This is a genomic window from Shewanella canadensis (assembly GCF_003966225.1).
Classification (GTDB): Bacteria; Pseudomonadota; Gammaproteobacteria; order Enterobacterales; family Shewanellaceae; genus Shewanella; species Shewanella canadensis.
In genome coordinates, this window is sequence record NZ_RXNU01000010.1 from 12554 (window position 1) to 30516 (window position 17963).

15 protein-coding genes, 1 tRNA gene and 1 pseudogene are annotated in these 17963 nt (G+C 45.7%); 12 read left to right on the forward strand and 5 right to left on the reverse strand.

The window, feature by feature from the left end; all coding sequences use genetic code 11:
* The first annotated feature begins 69 nt into the window (after positions 1–69).
* The 9 genes from EKG38_RS16790 (at position 70) to EKG38_RS16830 (ending at position 9581) form a co-directional block, all read left to right on the forward strand.
* The gene (locus EKG38_RS16790) at positions 70–972 is read left to right on the forward strand and encodes a LysR substrate-binding domain-containing protein (protein WP_126521377.1); all 903 of its coding nucleotides are present in this window, start codon (positions 70–72) and stop codon (positions 970–972) included.
* A 336-nt stretch (positions 973–1308) separates the two neighbouring features.
* The gene (locus EKG38_RS16795; RefSeq protein WP_126521378.1) at positions 1309–1971 is read left to right on the forward strand and encodes a cysteine hydrolase family protein; all 663 of its coding nucleotides are present in this window, start codon (positions 1309–1311) and stop codon (positions 1969–1971) included.
* A gap of 12 nt (positions 1972–1983) precedes the next feature.
* On the forward strand, positions 1984–2829 hold the full coding sequence (locus EKG38_RS16800) for an oxamate carbamoyltransferase subunit AllH family protein (RefSeq protein WP_500691053.1): 846 nt from the start codon (positions 1984–1986) through the stop codon (positions 2827–2829).
* 23 nt (positions 2830–2852) lie between these two features.
* Complete coding sequence (gene fdrA / locus EKG38_RS16805) at positions 2853–4391, forward strand: acyl-CoA synthetase FdrA (protein WP_126521380.1); 1539 nt, start codon at positions 2853–2855, stop codon at positions 4389–4391.
* Positions 4392–4404: 13 nt separating this feature from the next.
* Positions 4405–5817 (forward strand): YlbE family protein, encoded by a 1413-nt coding sequence (locus EKG38_RS16810; RefSeq protein ID WP_126521381.1) that lies wholly within the window; start codon positions 4405–4407, stop codon positions 5815–5817.
* An 8-nt stretch (positions 5818–5825) separates the two neighbouring features.
* Complete coding sequence (locus tag EKG38_RS16815) at positions 5826–6779, forward strand: carbamate kinase (RefSeq protein WP_126521382.1); 954 nt, start codon at positions 5826–5828, stop codon at positions 6777–6779.
* Between the two features lie 50 nt (positions 6780–6829).
* Positions 6830–7219, forward strand: a complete 390-nt coding sequence (locus EKG38_RS16820) for an allophanate hydrolase-related protein (RefSeq protein ID WP_126521383.1) — start codon at positions 6830–6832, stop codon at positions 7217–7219.
* Between the two features lie 114 nt (positions 7220–7333).
* Positions 7334–8590, forward strand: a complete 1257-nt coding sequence (locus tag EKG38_RS16825) for a cytosine permease (protein WP_126521384.1) — start codon at positions 7334–7336, stop codon at positions 8588–8590.
* Between the two features lie 238 nt (positions 8591–8828).
* Complete coding sequence (locus EKG38_RS16830) at positions 8829–9581, forward strand: outer membrane protein OmpK (protein ID WP_126521385.1); 753 nt, start codon at positions 8829–8831, stop codon at positions 9579–9581.
* 113 nt (positions 9582–9694) lie between these two features.
* On the opposite strand, the pseudogene EKG38_RS16835 reads toward EKG38_RS16830, so the two are convergent.
* Positions 9695–9940 (reverse strand): annotated as a pseudogene (locus EKG38_RS16835) (phosphorylase family protein); the annotation flags it as partial.
* A gap of 208 nt (positions 9941–10148) precedes the next feature.
* Positions 10149–10233: transfer RNA gene (locus tag EKG38_RS16840), tRNA-Leu, on the reverse strand.
* A gap of 360 nt (positions 10234–10593) precedes the next feature.
* On the opposite strand from EKG38_RS16840, the gene EKG38_RS16845 reads away from it, so the two are divergent.
* Positions 10594–10722, forward strand: coding sequence for a DUF3149 domain-containing protein (locus EKG38_RS16845; RefSeq protein ID WP_126521386.1), 129 nt, complete (start codon positions 10594–10596; stop codon positions 10720–10722).
* A 139-nt stretch (positions 10723–10861) separates the two neighbouring features.
* Here EKG38_RS16845 and EKG38_RS16850 read toward each other — a convergent pair whose 3' ends face one another.
* Positions 10862–11473 carry a superinfection exclusion B family protein gene (locus tag EKG38_RS16850; RefSeq protein WP_126521387.1) on the reverse strand — a complete coding sequence of 204 codons (612 nt, stop codon included), beginning with the start codon at positions 11471–11473 and terminating at the stop codon, positions 10862–10864.
* 239 nt (positions 11474–11712) lie between these two features.
* Between EKG38_RS16850 and EKG38_RS16855 the strand changes: the two genes are divergently transcribed.
* Positions 11713–13350 carry a sensor histidine kinase gene (locus EKG38_RS16855; RefSeq protein ID WP_126521388.1) on the forward strand — a complete coding sequence of 546 codons (1638 nt, stop codon included), beginning with the start codon at positions 11713–11715 and terminating at the stop codon, positions 13348–13350.
* A 269-nt stretch (positions 13351–13619) separates the two neighbouring features.
* Here the strand turns inward: EKG38_RS16855 and pepT are convergent, their stop codons facing one another.
* Together pepT and tcdA are read right to left on the reverse strand one after the other, a co-directional pair.
* Positions 13620–14843, reverse strand: a complete 1224-nt coding sequence (gene pepT, locus EKG38_RS16860) for a peptidase T (RefSeq protein WP_126521389.1) — start codon at positions 14841–14843, stop codon at positions 13620–13622.
* Between the two features lie 326 nt (positions 14844–15169).
* Complete coding sequence (tcdA, locus tag EKG38_RS16865) at positions 15170–15973, reverse strand: tRNA cyclic N6-threonylcarbamoyladenosine(37) synthase TcdA (protein ID WP_185826890.1); 804 nt, start codon at positions 15971–15973, stop codon at positions 15170–15172.
* Positions 15974–16470: 497 nt separating this feature from the next.
* Here tcdA and EKG38_RS16870 point away from each other — a divergent pair, with 497 nt between their 5' ends.
* Complete coding sequence (locus tag EKG38_RS16870) at positions 16471–17535, forward strand: porin (RefSeq protein WP_126521391.1); 1065 nt, start codon at positions 16471–16473, stop codon at positions 17533–17535.
* Positions 17536–17963: the final 428 nt, after the last annotated feature.

Sequence of the window (17963 nt, forward strand, 5' to 3'; positions counted from 1 at the left end):
ACTGAAGGGATTTGCTTAGTACGTCCAAAAGCATATACTGCCAAACATTTACCAAAAGCGAATCTCTACATGCCTTTGTCTAAGGAAGCCTTTAAAACCATTCATCTGATCGCTAAATCAGGGAGTTTTGCCGTTGCAGCTGAACGACTCAATCGCGTACCTTCTGCCGTCAGTTATACCGTAAAAAAGATGGAAGAAGAGCTTGGCTTTAATCTATTTGACCGCAAGGGACGACAGATTAAACTCACCCCAGCAGGGCAATATTTTATTGATCATAGTCAGTGGATGCTCGATACCTACGACGAGCTGGTACGTAACAGCGCCATGATCTACACAGGTGTTGATGCCACCTTTAATATTGCGATTAACAACATTATAAATCGTGATGGGTTAATCGATTTAATCGCGCAACTTAATCAGCAGTTCCCATCCACTAAAATTTCAGTCACCACTGAGGTGTACAACGGCTGCTGGGATGCACTTTATGATAGACGAGCTGATCTGGTGATTGGCGCGCCGCACTCAACTCCTAAAATGGAAGGGGTGGTTTCTCAATCAATTGGTAAAATTGAGTGGGATTTTATCGTGGCACAATCTTCGCCGTTAGCCAGTCAAATCAATGTATTAACGGCCGAGCAGCTACGACAATATCCCGTTATTGTGGTTAAAGACACCGCCAAACATATCCTGCCACAAGATGCCTGGTCCCTCACCGGACAAAAAATCATTTATGCACCAGAGTTATCAACGGCAATAGCCTTAATTGAGCGTGGCGTAGGGATAGGCTATATCCCGCATCACCGTATTAAAACCTCGCTCGATTTAGGTCAGGTGATTAAAAAGGCCATTGTCGAGCACAAGCAACCCACCCAGCTGTTTTATGCCTGGCACGCAAATCGTGAAAGTCCGGTATTAAATTGGTGTATTGAGTACTTAATGCAACCCCAAAACGCCAATCAGTGGTGCGACTAATACCGCGATAACGCACCCAATAGTGCCTGCATCACCTCCTGGGTAACCAGCATGTGAGCTAGCTCACACTTCCCCTGCCTCATTAAACAATTAAAACGAAGCGATGCGTCAAAAATTTTGACGCATATTAACCCAATACGAGTTAATACGAGACCTGCGCCCTATACGCATCATCGTATTGAGAGAGCGGTCGCTTTAACACGTTAAACAATCAAATTATTTGATTTCACAAGCCTGATTTTATCACTTTTTTAATCAATATTAGCCCGATACTATCAAACCGTGTTAACCACTTTGAGTTAACCCGGCCCAATTATTATAAAAGGTTATTAAATTATGACTAGATTATTTCAAGCCGAACCATTTGCATTGAATTTCGATCCTGCTACGACTGCATTAGTCGTCATTGATATGCAGCGAGACTTTGTTGAGCCTGGTGGGTTTGGCGAAGCGCTAGGTAACGATGTCTCTTTAGTGCGCAGCGCGATTGAACCTTGTGGAAAATTACTAGACACCGCCCGTGAAGCTGGGATCATGGTTATCCATACCCGCGAGGGTCACCGCGCCGATTTAACCGACTGCCCACCAGCAAAACTAACCCGTGGCGGCAAAACCTTTATCGGCGAGAAAGGGCCAAAAGGCCGTATTCTTATCCGCGGCGAAGCTGGTCACGATATCATTCCTGAGCTTTACCCTATCGCTGGCGAGCCGATTATCGACAAACCAGGTAAAGGGGCATTTTACCAAACCGATCTGCACCTAATCCTCCAAAACAACAATATCAAAACTTTGATTGTATGTGGCGTCACCACCGAAGTGTGCGTTGGTACTACAGTGCGAGAAGCCAATGACCGCGGCTATGAGTGCATTGTGCCTGAAGATTGTGTTGGGTCTTACTTTCCCGAATTCCATCAATCGACCCTTGATATGCTCAAGGCGCAGGGCGCGATATTCGGTTGGGTATCAAATAGCGAAAATATTATCGAAGGACTTAAGTAAGTCGAAGAGATGATGCTCTCGCTCACTAAGGGATACCTTTGCCCAACAACATCATTTAATGGCAAGGTGCACAGCGTTTTTCGGCGGTCGATGAATATCAAAACCGATCTGGTTGACACGCCTTGGGTATCCCTTCTTGATACACGTTTATCAGCCACTCCCACTGCATATCAGTGTGATTTCGAGTCAATAGGGGCATTAACCAACAAGATAAACGTGGGCGACACGCTATTTATGCGAGGTGGCATGATACGGCTAAAGTCCACTTTAAACTTAGAAATTAATACCCTTACTGCCATCCAGTGGCAACAAGCTCCAGCGTTATTAACGATTAATCATTACCGCATTAAAAATAATGTCGGTATGACGGAAGCCTTACTTGGAAAATATATTTCCAGTAAGAAACAGTTAACGATTAACTCTGCAGCTGAATATATTCAACACTTAGGATTAACACTCCCAAACTGTATTTATATTCATTCAGATAAATTAGCTAAAAATATAGGCCATGGTAAGGGACTCACACCATCAGGTGATGACTTTTTAATAGGCGTATTAGCGGTACTGTCCAGTTTAAAAACAGTGCATCCGCAAGCCGAAACTCTTTTTAATCATATAAAGACAGCAATACAGTTAGATATTAATAAGACCAATGAGATTAGCGCACATTATTTAACATTGGCTCTTTTTCACCATTTTTCGCACCCAGTGCAATGGCTAATACATGATTTATTTACGGCAACGGATGCCTCGACACTTAACCACAGAGTGATGGCTAACCTCAATATTGGAGCCAGCTCCGGTGCCGATACCCTTGCTGGAATCTTGTATTGCCTCAATAACGTATTACTGAATTAAAACTAATTTTAACAGGTGCTTATATGACCATTAAATATAAAAAATTTGAAAATCTCTATCAGGATTCCGTTTCCTTGATGCAGATTTCAGCCCGCCTCAATAAAATGAGTGGCATAGATGAAGCCTCTGTTGCTATGGGCACAGAAGCAAACTTAGCGCGCATGACAGACGCCGGTTTTGGCAGCTATATTATTGCTAAGCCCAATGATCTTGTTGTCGCGGTAAAAGGCGACCAGGCGGCATGCCAAGAAGCGATTGAAATCGCATTTGAGGCGCTCACGGCAAAACCCGATGCGGTCAATGACAGCCAGCAGTTCTCTCAGCCACTGACCAGCTTTGCGCTTGGGTTAACCCAGCATCCTGATGCTAATCTGGCGATGATCTCTGTCCCAGGTGAATATGCCGCCGCAGAGGCGATAAAAGCCTTAAATCTTGGGCTGAACGTGATGATGTTTAGCGACAATGTATCGGTAGTCGATGAGCGCACCATCAAACAACTGGCCCAGCAAAAAGAACTGATGGTGATGGGACCCGATTGCGGCACCGCCATTATCAACGGCATCCCCCTTGGCTTTGCAAACGTCGTGCGCCGCGGCGCGATTGGCGTTGTCGCAGCATCCGGTACCGGGCTACAAGAAGCAACCTGCCGCATTCATCAACGGGGTGAAGGCGTATCGCAAGCGTTAGGCACGGGCGGTCATGATCTACACCAAGATGTGGGCGGTATCTCTATGCTGCATGGACTGCAGGCACTTGCCGATGATGAGGCCACTAAGGTGATAGTACTGATCTCTAAGCCACCAGCAAAGGCGATTGCAGAACAGATCTTAGCCACCGCAGCCCAGGTGAACAAACCGGTTGTTGTGCATTTTCTTGGCGCGGCAGATTCCTCAATGGCACTCGATGGTGTTTATGCTGCTCACTCATTGGCCCATTCTGCCGAAGTTGCAGTGGCAGTGTTAAACCAGCAAGCGATTCCTGCAGTACAAACTCAGCCAAAAGATGACTCAGTGTTAACCAAGCTAAGCACCAAGTTACTGCCTAGCCAGCGTTATATTAGAGGTGTCTTTGCCGGCGGTACCTTCTGCTTCGAAGCGCAAATTATTGCCAGCCAATATGGCATAAATGGTTATTCAAACACGCCGACCCAAGGTAACAGCCAGCTTGATGACGTATGGACAAGCCAGCAACACACCATAGTGGATCTCGGTGATGACGCCTTCACCCAAGGTCGTCCGCACCCGATGATCGACCCCACATTGCGTAACCAGCGCATTTTACAAGATGCTCAAGACCCAGGCACCGCCGTGATCCTGTTTGATGTGGTGTTAGGTTATGGCGCTTCAGAAGCCCCACTGACTGAGCTACTTGATGTGATTGACACAGTTCGCAGCAAAACAGCCACTGCGCCACTGTTTATTGCCCATGTGTGCGGCACAGAGTTAGATCCCCAGTCTCGTGATTTAACCCGTGATGCCTTGAGCGAGGCCGGGGTATTAATTGCAGATAGCAATGCCGATGCTGCGCACCTTGCTGCGAAATTCACTTCTCAACTTTGCTAAATAGGTAATTCAAATGAAAGCACTTTTCACTCAGAAACTGACAGTCCTCAATGCAGGCCTAGCAAGTTTCGCCTCTAACATTGAACGTGCCGGCGGTGAAGCGATAGCCATGAACTGGCAACCTCCAGCAGGTGGCGATCGTCAAGGCGGCTTAGCCCTAGCAGAATTACTCAACCAACCAGAGATTGAACTTGCCAACCAAACGGCCATGGAGCGCTACTTAGCCGCCCAACCTATGTTGGTTGATGTGATGCTAGCTGGCGAGGCGATACCCACGCTGGCAGAGAAAAAACTGATTCTACATGCAGGCCCACCAATTCCGTGGCAGGAGATGTGTGGCCCAGTACAAGGGGCGATTTTAGGTGCCATCTTATTTGAAAAATGGGCCGACGACCTAGAGCAAGCAGAGGCACTGATCCACGCAGGTGAAGTGACCTTCGAGCCTTGTCATCACTTTGATGCCGTTGGCCCAATGGCTGGGATCATTAGCCGTTCAATGCCGTTGTGGGTGGTCGAAAACCCAAACAATGGTAATGAGCGCGTCTACAGCAACTTTAATGAAGGCTTAGGAAAAGTACTGCGTTTTGGTGCCAATAGCCCAGCCGTGATTGAACGCCTAGAGTGGATGGGAACTGAGCTGGCACAAGCGATGAAAGCCATGTTGGTTCAATCTGGCCCTATCGAGCTAAAGCCCATTATGGCCCAAGCCCTGCACATGGGTGATGAAGTACATAACCGTAATGCGGCAGCAACCGGCTTACTGTTAAAACAGCTGGTACCAGCACTGCTTAATACTGCTGAGCCCAAAGAGCAGATCCAGCGAGTGATTAGTTTTATCACCGCCAACGATCATTTCTTCTTAAACCTGTCGATGGCAGCGTGTAAGTGCATGCTTAAAGCGGCCGAGAATATCCCTAACAGCACCATGGTAACAGTAATGGCGCGTAACGGGGTTAACTTTGGTATCCGCCTTTCTGGCACTGGTAACACTTGGTTCCAAGCACCAGCAAACCCTGTTGATGGGCTGTTTTTCCCAGGTTATGGCGTCGAAGATGCAGCGGCAGATTTAGGCGATAGCGCCATTACTGAAACCGCTGGTGTCGGTGGTTTTGCCATGGCCTCATCGCCAGCGATTGTTAAGTTTGTCGGCGGCACGCCGATTGATGCGACCAATAATAGCCGCGCAATGCAGGCAATCACCTTAGGCGGTAACCCAGCCTTTACCTTGCCAGCACTTAACTTTGCCCCAACAGCGGCGGGTATCGATGCGCGCAAGGTTGCCGATCACTCTGTGTTACCCATCATCAACACAGGTATCGCCCATAAACAAGCGGGTGTAGGCCAAATTGGCGCGGGGATCACCACAGCACCAATGCAGTGCTTTGTTGATGCTTTACAAACCTTTGCCGCTCAACGTGAACACTAGGAATACCTATGACTAAAAAACCTTTAGCAGTCGTCGCCTTTGGCGGCAATGCGTTGATAGACAATGATGACCACTGCTCCATCAATGAGCAGTACCAAACGGTAGTGAATAACGTAGGTTACTTGGTGGATTTAATTGAACGCGGTTGGGATTTGGTATTAACCCACGGCAATGGCCCTCAAGTCGGCTTTATTCTGCGCCGCTCTGAGCTGGCCGCCCATGAAGTCGACCCCGTTCCGGTTGATTACGCGGTTGGCGATACCCAAGGTGCCATTGGCTATATGTTCCAAAAGGCATTAAGCAATGAGTTAAGCCGACGCGGCATTGCTCGCCCAGTGGTCACACTCGTAACCCAAACCCGCGTGGATACCAATGATCCTGCGTTCCAAGCGCCGAATAAGCCCATTGGTTCATTTATGGATAAAGCCACAGCCGAGCAATATGCCACCGAATTAGGTTGGCACATTATGGAAGACTCAGGACGCGGGTGGCGCCGCTGCGTGGCGAGCCCTAGCCCACGAGAGATCATCGAGATCGACAGTATTAAAACCCTGCTCGGCAGTGGCGCGCTCATCATCGCCGCTGGCGGTGGTGGCATTCCGGTTGAACGCAATGCGCAAGGAGATTTGGTGGGCGTTGAGGCGGTCATCGATAAAGATGTGGCTTCAGCCATGCTCGCCAAAGAGTTACACGCCGACATGCTGATTATTCCAACTGGCGTTGAAAAGGTTGCCATCAATTTTGGCACCCCAGAGCAAGAGTGGCTAAGTCAATTGGATCCTGCACAAGCGCAAAAACTGGGTGAGGAAGGCCAATTTGGCGAAGGGTCAATGAAGCCTAAAGTCGACGCCTTATTGCAATTCTTAGCAGGTAACCCAAATGGCGCAGGGCTTATCACTAAAGCCAGCGCAGTTATCGAAGCCATTGATGGTGCAACGGGCACCTGGATCCGCAATCACTAATAATTATTTAGGTCCGGCATGGCCGGGCCCTTTTTTACGGAGTAAATCTTATGTCTAAAACAACTCTTTTAGCAGTAAACGGCACCCTAATGCGTGACCTTGAACTCAACCCAAACTTAATCAATGTGGGCGGTAAATTCATTCGTGAAGATAAAACCGACCAGCATTACCGCCTATGGTCAATCAATGATGTTCACCCAGCGATGATCCGCACCACAGCCCCAAGCAACAGTGTCGACCTTGAAGTGTGGGAACTGCCTATGGAAGCCTTCGCAGCGGTATTGAGCAATGAGCCTGCAGGCCTTGCTATCGGTAAAGTAAAGCTTGCCGATGGTAGCGAAGTACTTGGGGTGTTAGGTGAGCCATGGCTGGTCGAAGGACAGAGTGAAATCACCGAGACCGGTGGATGGCGCAATTATATCAAGACAACCAAGGCATAAACCATTAACGCATAAATCGAGATACACAAATAACAATAACATCGACAAGTCACCACCGATTGTCTTTGGAATCTCTTCAATCACATTCAGTTGTGAATTTAAGGCGTACTAATTATGAGTAGCAGAAATAATACTGAACAATCCAACACCGCCTCCGGTGCTCAAATCGCAATGATCCTGCTAGGGATCCTTGTTACCCCAGTGCTATTAGCCTCATCGAGTCTCGGTAGCCAGTTAACATTAGGCTCTGCAGCAGCGGTGATTGCTGTGGGCAGCTTAATCTTAACCGTGCTTGCGGTGATCAACATTGCCATTGGTGAGCAGGCTCGCCTGCCCACATACGGCATTGTGAAATACTCCTTTGGCAGCAAAGGCGCTATCGCCATCAATGTCATCATGGCCATCAGCTTGTTTGGCTGGATAGCGGTGACAGCGAACATGTTTGGCCACAGCGTGCATGATCTGCTGGCAACACAATTTGGGCTTGAGCTACCCGTGGCGCTTATTGTGGCCCTTGGTTGTGTTATTTTTGTTGCTTCTACCGCCTTTGGCTTTGAAGCGTTAGGCAAGGTATCAAAATTTGCCGTGCCCATCATTGTGCTGTTGATGTTTGTGATCCTTTATATGGCATTAACCGCCTCGGTACCATTGGTCGAAAAAGTCAGTGACCTAAGTTTCGGTGCAGCCGTGTCATCGGTTGTGGGTACCATTATCGTCTTAGTGGCCACCTCACCCGATTTTGGCAGCTTTGTTCACAATCGTAAGCATGCGGTATTAGCGGGTATATTAACCTTTGGCTTAGCCTATCCTGTGCTCTTCCTTGTCGGCGCTATACCAGGGTCTATGACCTCTGAAGGCTCGCTATTATCTGCCATGGCGATTATTGGCAGCACTCTACCTGCAGCTATTTTGCTGGTGTTTGCTTGTATCACAGGTAACGCGGGTAACATGTTCCAGGGCACCTTAGTGGTATCAACGCTGTTTACTAAGTTCCCTAAATGGCAGCTAACCGTAGTGCTCGGTATCTTGGCGGCAATCGTGGGTAGCATGGATATTATGGCGTGGTTTATTCCATTCTTGTTGTTCTTGGGAATCGCGACCCCTCCCATCGCAGGGATCTACATTGCCGACTTCTTTATCAATCGTCGTAACGGCTATGATGAAGCCTGCTTACAACAAGATCCTGCCATTAAGCCAATGACTTTTGTGGCTTGGTGTGTGGGTTCATTGGTGGGCTTTTGCACGGTAAATGGCTGGTTTACCCTATCGGGGATCCCATCGATTGACTCTTTGATGATAGCTTCAATAGGTTACTTCCTATTAACGCGTATCGGTCAATCCAAGGGGAGCGCACTGACCAATAACGGCTAACGTTTAACGACTCATGCTAAAAGCAAAGGCCAAGCGCTCAGGCTCAGCAGACTAAGTGGCTCTGACCACAGACCTAAGCGGCATCGACTTGAGTGATACTTAAGTGATAGTCATTGAGTGAGTAGGTTTGAGTCAACGGTGAAAAACCATGAGTCAGTAAGAACTATATATGCAACACAGATTGCAAAGCGTGTAATAGATAACAGCCTATTGGCTACATTAATAAAAAGGTAATGAGATGAACAAAAAATGGCTTTTACTGGCACTACTCACCACACCACAGGCGATGGCCGATAATATGATCCACTGGTGGGATGCCAGCGTCACCGCGTTATACGGTGACAATTACGATCTGGCACCGTCCGACAAACAAACTACTTTCACCTTCGAAACAGCCGGCGCATGGCAATATGGTGACTGGTTTGCGTTTCAGGATCTGATCTATTTCAACGGTTCAAACGTCAGCAGCGACAGCACTACCTACGGCGAGATCTCGACCCGACTCAGTGCCGGTAAAATTTCCGGCAAGCAGATCGGCTTTGGTCCCGTAACGGATCTCTCTCTGGCCATGACCTTCGAAGAGGGTGAAGGGCCGGTTAAGAGCTTCCTGTATGGCCTCGGCATGGACATTACCATCCCATATTTTAGCTACTTTCAACTCAACACCTACCGCCGCGATGCCATCAGCAGCGGCAATATCAGTGATGGTTGGCAGTTAACTCCCGCCTTTAGAATGGACTTTCCCGTTGGCAATTCGAACATCGTATTCGATGGCTTCTTTGACTGGGTATTTTCTGCCGATAACCAGGGCTATGAAGAGAACTTTCATTTCAACCCTCAGCTGAAATATGATCTGGGTGCAGTGATCTTCGGTAGCCATAAGAAAAACAAATTTCTTGTTGGCGTTGAGTACGATTACTGGAAGAACAAGTACGGTGTAAAAGGCGTCGATCAAAACACCTATTCGGTTATCGCTAAGTATCACTTCTAAAAGGGATTATGGTTAAATACTCTTAACCACGTCTTGATTAAAAAGTCCGATCAAAAAAGGCGCCTGAGGCGCCTTTTTATTAACTTATACCAAATGGTATTGAAGCTGTCGGTTTAAGCCAGAAGTTTCTTGGCTGCAGCGACGACGATAGACACGGCGCTCACTTCAGTTTTCTTCATCGTAGCTTCATCAGGGATCTCTTGCTGTGTGCGGTTTACAATCACACCGGCAACACATGCCGCGCGCCAGCCTTGAGATGCACACATGGTAAATAGCGTCGAAGACTCCATCTCATAGTTAAGCACACCAAGATCTTGCCACTCTTGCATCATACCGCGGTATTGACGAGTAACTCGACCGAAAGCCACAGCGCAACCTTTAGACCGATACCATCGAGTTTCTAAATTGCACCGACAACAATGCCAAAATGGATCTCTACCTGAATTCATAAAAATTATGCAAAGGTAGCTATTCTGGTACTTGAAAATGAGAAGATAGAAAGGGATATTTGAAGATTTACTATATGCAAGATACAAAAAAACCCTGCGTTAGCAAGGTTTTAAAGTTTGGTACCGGAGGACGGACTTGAACCGTCACGCTCGAAAGCAACGGATTTTGAATCCGTCGTGTCTACCAATTCCACCACACCGGCTTAATCAAATAGACTAACTGAAGCTAAGACCTCAGTAAGTGACGGCGATTATACCTTTGCAGATGATAATGGCAAGCCTTTTAAAAGGGGAACAGTGTTAAGCGGACAAATTTTACTCTTTACCCTTATAGCTAACCAAACATCATAATTTTAGTGATGTGATTTATCATTTTCGAGATGGATATTGAAGGTAAAAGCCTGCTCCGAAAGCGCAGATAGCGCTGACTTTTCTCCCGGGCAAGGTTCAACTTGTTCAAATTTATGCCAACTTTATTGATCGAGATCAGCTTGCTGACAGCGAAACAAGACTAATTTAGGGAGGAGTAATGAATACAGGTATTGTGAAAAAGGATTTCGCTCATGGCTTTCTGGTTAGATTTAATGTTTGGTAATCCGATAGGATTAATGTCGATGATAGTCATCTTCACCACTATAGGCATCATGTCCTATCTCATTTGGTTGTTTATTCACAAGTCTAAGCCAGAATAAACACAAGGTTTCGATGAAACAGCAATATTTTTTGCTGTTTCTAATGCAATGGGGGCAATGAAGCCCCCATCTTTTTATCTGTTTCTCTCTAATATTCTCACAGTTTTTCGCTGAACGATAATCCTAGGTTGGCCAACATTCAAGCCGCATGCTTTCGGGCACTGACCAGATTATGAGCAAAAGGTGGTCTCGCCTTTATTAGGTTTTGCATCTCTTCTTGACTTGGTTCACCCGCTGGTAACCTTAAGACTTGTCGATTTAGGTAGACTCTAGCTCGCATCGAGATCTTATAGTCTGCCGTTGGCCCTTGAATAGCATAATGTTTCTGGTTACCTAGATGTTCAATAATATTTGTTGAAAGTAGACTACTCACAGCAGGTTCATTTTGCGGCAACGTCAAAACGGTCTCGCCTTGGAGAAAAAATTCTCTCAAAAGGGCCCTTTCCGTTGGATCGAGTAGCTTTACTTTCTCCTCGATGATCTCTGTGTTACGTTTGTTCTTAAAATAACCAATCGCTTCATCCAGAAAATAGTTAAGCACTTGTGTCATGAGATAGGCAACACCGATAATTAAACCTAAGCCTATAAAATGAGAGTTAGCTGTGACGGCCTCGTCCAAATTCAATGCCGATAGCAGTGCTTTAGGTATAAATAGCAGCGCACCGCTCACTATAGCTAACCAGAGCATCGAGCTGAAGATAAGCTGTTTAGGGGCCGATTGCTTAGTGAGTTGAAATTTTAGTTTCTGCATATGAAGACCTAGTGTCAAAATTCTGTACTTACTAAGATACAAAGCAAAAATAATGCCATAAATTAATGAAATTGTTCCATTGCCGACATTTCTGCTTTTATCTTTGTTTTTAACGCACTAACTTGATCAATAACGCTAGAAGCGGTCTATGCTTATAGCTACAAAAGGCAGCACAATTTATGGATAGCTGACACCATAATTGAACATAATTACTTACTTCGAGGTGCAGAAAAGGGTTCATGCAGACATTTACAGGCCGGTTAATTAAAAGCCCCATAGGTCGAAAGCTGACTTTGTCGATAGTCTTATTTAGCTCCATCATCACCCTACTGACAACAGGCTTTCAACTCGTCAATGACTATAAGGGCGATGTCGATAGAATATCTCGTCAATTTAGCAGTATCGAAAAAGTGAATTTAGATGTGCTGGCTGCCAGCATCTGGGTCATCGACGAACGTTTAATCAACACTCAGCTCAATGGCCTGATTCAATTGCCTGATATTACCTATATCTCAATTAATGATGATAGTGGTCAGATATGGATTGCCGGTGCACCTACACCAGAAAATACGATAGAGAAGTCTTTTGAGCTATTTTACAGCTCAGGTAGTGACAGCATCCCCGTAGGTACCCTATTAGTCCAGGCAGATCTGAAAGCCGTTTATGACAAACTACTGGACCGCGCCATTATTATCTTACTTTCAAATGCGATAAAAACCTTTATCGTTGCTGGCTTCATCCTTTTTTTAGTCTGGTATTTTGTAACCCGACACCTACACAGTTTAAGTCAATATTGCCAACAGATAGATCTCGACTCCCCTGCTATCCCCCTTACTTTTGATAAAAATAACAAGAAAGAAGATGAGTTCCAGCAAGTATCGCTTGCGATTAATGGCATGCAAAATCAAATTCGTCGCTCCTTCTCCGATATAAAAAAATCTAAACAGGAACTTCAGGAATCTCTGGCAGATAGAGAGCGTTTACTCGAGTTAGAAACCAGCTATAAAGATGAGCTATCGAGGCAAGTGAAAGAACGCACCCAAGAGTTAGAGCAATCTTTGCTCGTACTTAAGCGTGCCCAGGAAGTGCTGGTTGAGCAAGAGAAGATGGCGGCTTTAGGTGGCCTGGTATCGGGTGTCGCACATGAAATAAACACACCCATTGGGATCTGTTTGACGGCAGCCAGCTCTCAGCTCATTCACATCCAAGAGTTAATCAAGTTAATCCACAGTGAGAATGCGACTCTGGAGGAGATCAATTCTATTCTGGAAGAGTATCAAGAGAGTTGTGAACTAATCGTCAGTAATATCACGCGTGCAAGCACCCTGATTCAAAAGTTTAAAACCGTTGCCGCACAGCAAAGTTTAGAAGAAAAGCGCAGCTTCAATTTAAAACAGAGTCTGGTGGATAATCATGAAGCCATGAAGATTCTATTCGGTGAGCAACATGTGGATGTTCAATTCGACCTGGATCCTGATCTCGAGATAACAGCCAACCAAAGCCTATTAAAGCAGATCATCACCAATATCCTGTCAAATGCTTACTCACACGCCTTCAAGCAAATGGAAAATGGCATCATTTTAATCAAGGCTCAATTGAAAGAGGATCAACTCCATATTTCAATACAAGATAATGGTTCCGGTATATCTAAAGAGGCTTCGACACATATTTTTGAGCCATTTTATACCACTAACCGTAGTCAGGGCGGGACAGGTCTGGGCTTATCAGCTGCATTTAATGCTGCCACTTTATTAAAGGGAAATATCAAATTTGAACCCGAGAGTGACTTGGGTGGAGCTAGCTTCCTTATCTCTTTCCCGGTAACTGTTCCGTATCATGATTCAGGCACAGACTTTCTACCTGAAACTTTCAGCTGACATTCTCAGCCAGCTGAAATACTCAATCAACCTAGGCTTGTTGCTCTTCGGCCGTCAGTTTACAGATATCGATGGATGGACAATAGGAACGACAGCCTTCTCCAGGAGAATCAACGTAATCCTTTAATAGGGCGTTAAAGCTAGACTTGTTGCTCTTCGGCTGTGAGCTTACAGATGTCGATGGATGGACAATAGGACGACAGCCTTCTCCAGGAGAATCACCGTCATCCTTTAACAGGACATTAAAGCTAGGCTTTTTGTTGCTAGACCTACTGCTGTTCGGCGGTAAGTTTACAGATATCGATGATCACATCGACAGCCTTCTCCATTGACTCGAGGCAGATATATTCGTGTTTGCCATGGAAATTATGTCCGCCGGTAAAGATATTGGGGCAAGGTAATCCCATATAAGAGAGTCTCGAACCATCGGTACCGCCTCTAATAGGCTTAATCAACGGAGTAACACCCTGATTAGTTATGGCTTGTTCAGCAATATCGATAATATGAGGATAAGGTAAGATCTGCTCCTTCATATTAAAATAACTATCGGTCATCTCAATCTCTAAGCTACCAAGAACAAGATCGGCATTGTAGCTCTTGACGCGCTCCGTTAACCAAGTCTTCCTTTTTTCAAATAGTTCCAGATCGAAATCCCGAATTATATAGGTAAGCTCGGCTTCTTCGGTTAGCCCCTGCATATTGATTAGGTGGAAAAAACCATCATAGTCTTTACTGCCCTCAGGCGTATCATGCAATGGCATCTTGGCATGGAAGCGAGCGGCCATAGTTTGGGCATTCACCATCACCCCATAGGCCGTTCCTGGGTGGCAATTGTTACCTTTTGCAGTGATCACCGCCGTTGCGGCATTGAAATTTTCAAATTCAAGCTCACCGAGCTGGCCACCATCTATGGTGTAAGCCCACTGTGCACCGAACTCCGGAACATCAAAATGATCGGCACCTCGTCCTATCTCCTCATCGGGAGTAAAGCATAGGCGTATCTCTCCGTGCGAGATCTCCGGATGTTTTAAAAGGAAATGTAATGCCGTAATAATTTCAGATACGCCCGCCTTATCATCACCACCTAACAAGCTGGTACCATCGGTAGTGATTAAGGTTTTACCTAAGTATTTGAGCATGTCAGGAAACAGCTCGGGACTCAATAATTCATCTTCGCCCAGCTTTATCTCGCTGCCATCATAGTCACTGATCAGTTGAGGAGTCACATTCGCGCCACTGAAATCCGGAGCGGTATCTAAATGTGCGATAAACCCTATACAGGGTACACCCTCGATGGTTTTAGGTACGCTCGCAGACAAGTAGCCCTTATCGGAGAGTTCAACTCTATGGAATCCCAACTCTTCGAGCTCCAGCTTTAGCAGCTTCGCAAATTCAAATTGCGATGAAGTACTAGGGGACTCAAGATTTTGACCATCAGACTGAGTATCAATCTTAATATAACGCAGGAAACGTTCTAACAGTGCTTGTCTCATAAGAAGACTACCAAAAGTAAAAGTGACCTGAGTCTATCAAGTCATTTTGGGCAAACATTAGATTTTGATCAAAGTTTGGTTAATTTAAAGTGTTGCCAAAGATACGGCAGAGTTAATTGGAGTCAACTTGATAAATGACTTAGGCGCTAAATGGACGCTCAGTGACGAAAGACCAATTGAAAACAGGCGACGTCATTGTACTGACGACGCCTGACTCTGATACTCAGGATTGAAGATCTGCTAATTGACGACCTGCAAGCTGGGGCCATCAATTTTTCACCACACTCTTTACTACAGCTCAGCTTACTATTGTACTCTGTTACTATTTAAAGCACTTTTCTTGCCAGCTTAGTCAACACCCGACTCGCGGCAACAAATCCAAATGTACCGGTAACCACAGTCACCGCACCAAAGCCGGATGCGCAGTCCATGCGCATGCTGCCATCGGCATTCGCCTTGGTATTGCATACGCTGCCATCTGCTTGCGGATAAACCAGCTGCTCGGTAGAGAAAACCGCTTCTATACTGAATCGTCGTTGCACATTCTTAGAGAAGTTATGTTCCCGGCGTAACAGGTTTCGCACTTTTGCCAATAGAGGGTCTTGGTAAGTTTTCGCTAAATCCGCAACCTGAACCTGCGTCGGGTCGATCTGACCGCCCGCGCCACCCACAGTCACTATGGGAAGCTTTTGCCTCTTACACCAGGCAATAAGCGCCGCCTTGGGTTTAACGGCATCGATACAGTCCACCACATAGTCAAGTGGGCCATCCTGCTTCTTGCCGATAAAGTATTCCCCCAGATTTTCCACTGTAATAAAGTCTTCCACTTGGTTGACCTTACACTCCGGGTTGATCTGCAAAATACGCTCAGCCATCACCTCAACCTTTGATTCACCGATCGTCTCTTTTAAGGCATGAATTTGGCGGTTGGTATTGGTCACGCAGATATCATCGAGATCGATCAAGGTGATCTCACCGATCCCACTTCTTGCCAACGATTCAGCGACCCAAGTTCCCACACCACCGATACCGACAACGGCAACATGTGACTGCGCGAATTGCGCTAATGCTTTTTGACCATATAAACGGCCAATACCTGCAAATCGATTTATATATGCTTCAGAAAGCATCACTTCTTCCAACACGAACTCCAACGAGGATATTTAGTCATCTAAACATCTGCCACTTTGGCCGTTTCAAGTCACAATGGCATAGCATAGTGACTAAACTACCGTGGCAGACGAGTAATTAAGTGGAGTAATTTTATCTCATTTCAACCATAAAAACTAAAACAAGTTTATCCGTCAAGCCACTCACACACCTGTTAACCAATTTCACTAAAATCCATCTTAGCTTACCGACTGTAGTTAATACTGTTAATTATATATTTAGATCGGTATAAACCTTTGTAAATCAAGATGACTGATATCACACAAGATCCACCGATCGTGACGAAGATCACAAAAGAAAGTTCCCTATCTATGACAGAATCCGATCGACAATTACAGATTCAACAGGCTGGCATCCACTAAATCGCACAGCCTTTACCAGCATGAATTTTTCAAGCCTTACTTAATGCTCGACAGCAGAAAATGCTGTTAAAACAACTAGCCACAGGAATACAAAAATGAAGAAAACGGTTCTGTCTGCATCAATCATATCGACACTAGCAATCACCTCTTTCTCAGCTCTCGCTGACGGCCCAAATTTCTATGGCCGTGCAGATCTTGCATTCACCAATTCTGATCTCGGTGTCGCTACACAAAACCAGAAATCGGGCACCATAATTGAAAACAACTTCTCATGGTTAGGTGTTAAAGGCACCGAGAAGATCAATGAAAACTTTGAAGTGATCTACCAGATGGAGTTTGGCGTAACGAACTTCGACAACTCAGGAGACACCTTCGGGGCCCGTAACACCTACTTAGGCCTTAAGAGCGTTGCCGGTACTGCCCTTGTTGGTCGTAATGACACCGTATTCAAAGCCGCAGAAGGTGGCTTCGATCTCTTCGGTAATACCAACTCAGATATCGATCTTCTTGCTGCCGGACAGTCTCGCAGCGCCGATGGTATCAGCTATTACTCACCAAAGATTGCCGACTTAGTGACATTCAACGCAACTTACCTGGTTGAAGATAACTATGTCTCCTATGATGACACAACCAATGACCGCATAGATGCGGGCAACATGTATGCGTTAAGTGCCACCATAGGTGACAAAGCACTGAAAGCACAAAACTACTTCGTATCGGGTGCTTATACCGATGGTATCGATGATATCAAGGCCTATCGCGGTGTGGCACAAGTGAAACTGGGTGATGTGATCTTAGGTGGCTTCTATCAGAACAGTGAACACTTAGACGATAAGTATTCAAATCTGGAAGGCGACACTTACTTCGTTAACGCCGCTTACGTTATGGGTAACCTGAAGTTAAAAGCCATGTATGGTAACGACAACTCGGGTCTTGGTAAGTATGTGAGCAGATTCGTTGGCAATACCGATGGCGGAGCGATGGAAACTGTGTCTAATGTCGATCTGCAGCAATTCAGTATCGGTGCAGACTATCGTGTCAGCAAGAGCACATTGTTTTACGGACACTACACTAAGTTCGATGGTGACTTGATGCTAAACAGTGTCACGCAAAGCCTGAATGACGATATCATCACTGTCGGTATGCGTTACGACTTCTAACCAAACGGGACAAGGGCTAGAATTTTTCCAATCGAAAAAAACTAGCAGCAATCCTAACCAGTTAGTATGAATTTATATAAAAAGCGGCCATTGGTCGCTTTTTACTAATATAACCGATAAAAATCAATTTAATCCAGCCCCAGAAACCACTTTTCCCTACTGTTTTTCCAAGTTCGCAATTGTTCCCAATAAAATATAATGAATGACCATGACACTCAAAGCCATGTCATATCCCATCGCGACCAATTGTTAAATCTTCTCGCAAGCCGCGGCATCATTAGGTTTACAATTTTAGCTTTTCCTTAACGATCCCGCACCCCGTTCTGTATATAATTGTTAGCCCACCTAATTATAGGTAGATATAAAGTAAGCACTTTACCTCTTCAGCTTGTTTTTTAAACTTTGAGTGCAAACTTGTGACAAAAACG

Coding starts and splice junctions, on each gene's coding strand:
- EKG38_RS16800 (WP_500691053.1), top strand. CDS start 1,984: ATGCTCTCGCTCACTAAGGGATACCTTTGCCCAACAACATCATTTAAT.
- EKG38_RS16855 (WP_126521388.1), top strand. CDS start 11,713: ATGCAGACATTTACAGGCCGGTTAATTAAAAGCCCCATAGGTCGAAAG.
- EKG38_RS16845 (WP_126521386.1), top strand. CDS start 10,594: ATGGCTTTCTGGTTAGATTTAATGTTTGGTAATCCGATAGGATTAATG.
- EKG38_RS16815 (WP_126521382.1), top strand. CDS start 5,826: ATGACTAAAAAACCTTTAGCAGTCGTCGCCTTTGGCGGCAATGCGTTG.
- pepT (WP_126521389.1), bottom strand. CDS start 14,843: ATGAGACAAGCACTGTTAGAACGTTTCCTGCGTTATATTAAGATTGAT.
- EKG38_RS16810 (WP_126521381.1), top strand. CDS start 4,405: ATGAAAGCACTTTTCACTCAGAAACTGACAGTCCTCAATGCAGGCCTA.
- tcdA (WP_185826890.1), bottom strand. CDS start 15,973: ATGCTTTCTGAAGCATATATAAATCGATTTGCAGGTATTGGCCGTTTA.
- EKG38_RS16850 (WP_126521387.1), bottom strand. CDS start 11,473: ATGCAGAAACTAAAATTTCAACTCACTAAGCAATCGGCCCCTAAACAG.
- EKG38_RS16820 (WP_126521383.1), top strand. CDS start 6,830: ATGTCTAAAACAACTCTTTTAGCAGTAAACGGCACCCTAATGCGTGAC.
- EKG38_RS16825 (WP_126521384.1), top strand. CDS start 7,334: ATGAGTAGCAGAAATAATACTGAACAATCCAACACCGCCTCCGGTGCT.
- EKG38_RS16830 (WP_126521385.1), top strand. CDS start 8,829: ATGAACAAAAAATGGCTTTTACTGGCACTACTCACCACACCACAGGCG.
- EKG38_RS16870 (WP_126521391.1), top strand. CDS start 16,471: ATGAAGAAAACGGTTCTGTCTGCATCAATCATATCGACACTAGCAATC.
- EKG38_RS16790 (WP_126521377.1), top strand. CDS start 70: ATGCCTTTGTCTAAGGAAGCCTTTAAAACCATTCATCTGATCGCTAAA.
- fdrA (WP_126521380.1), top strand. CDS start 2,853: ATGACCATTAAATATAAAAAATTTGAAAATCTCTATCAGGATTCCGTT.
- EKG38_RS16795 (WP_126521378.1), top strand. CDS start 1,309: ATGACTAGATTATTTCAAGCCGAACCATTTGCATTGAATTTCGATCCT.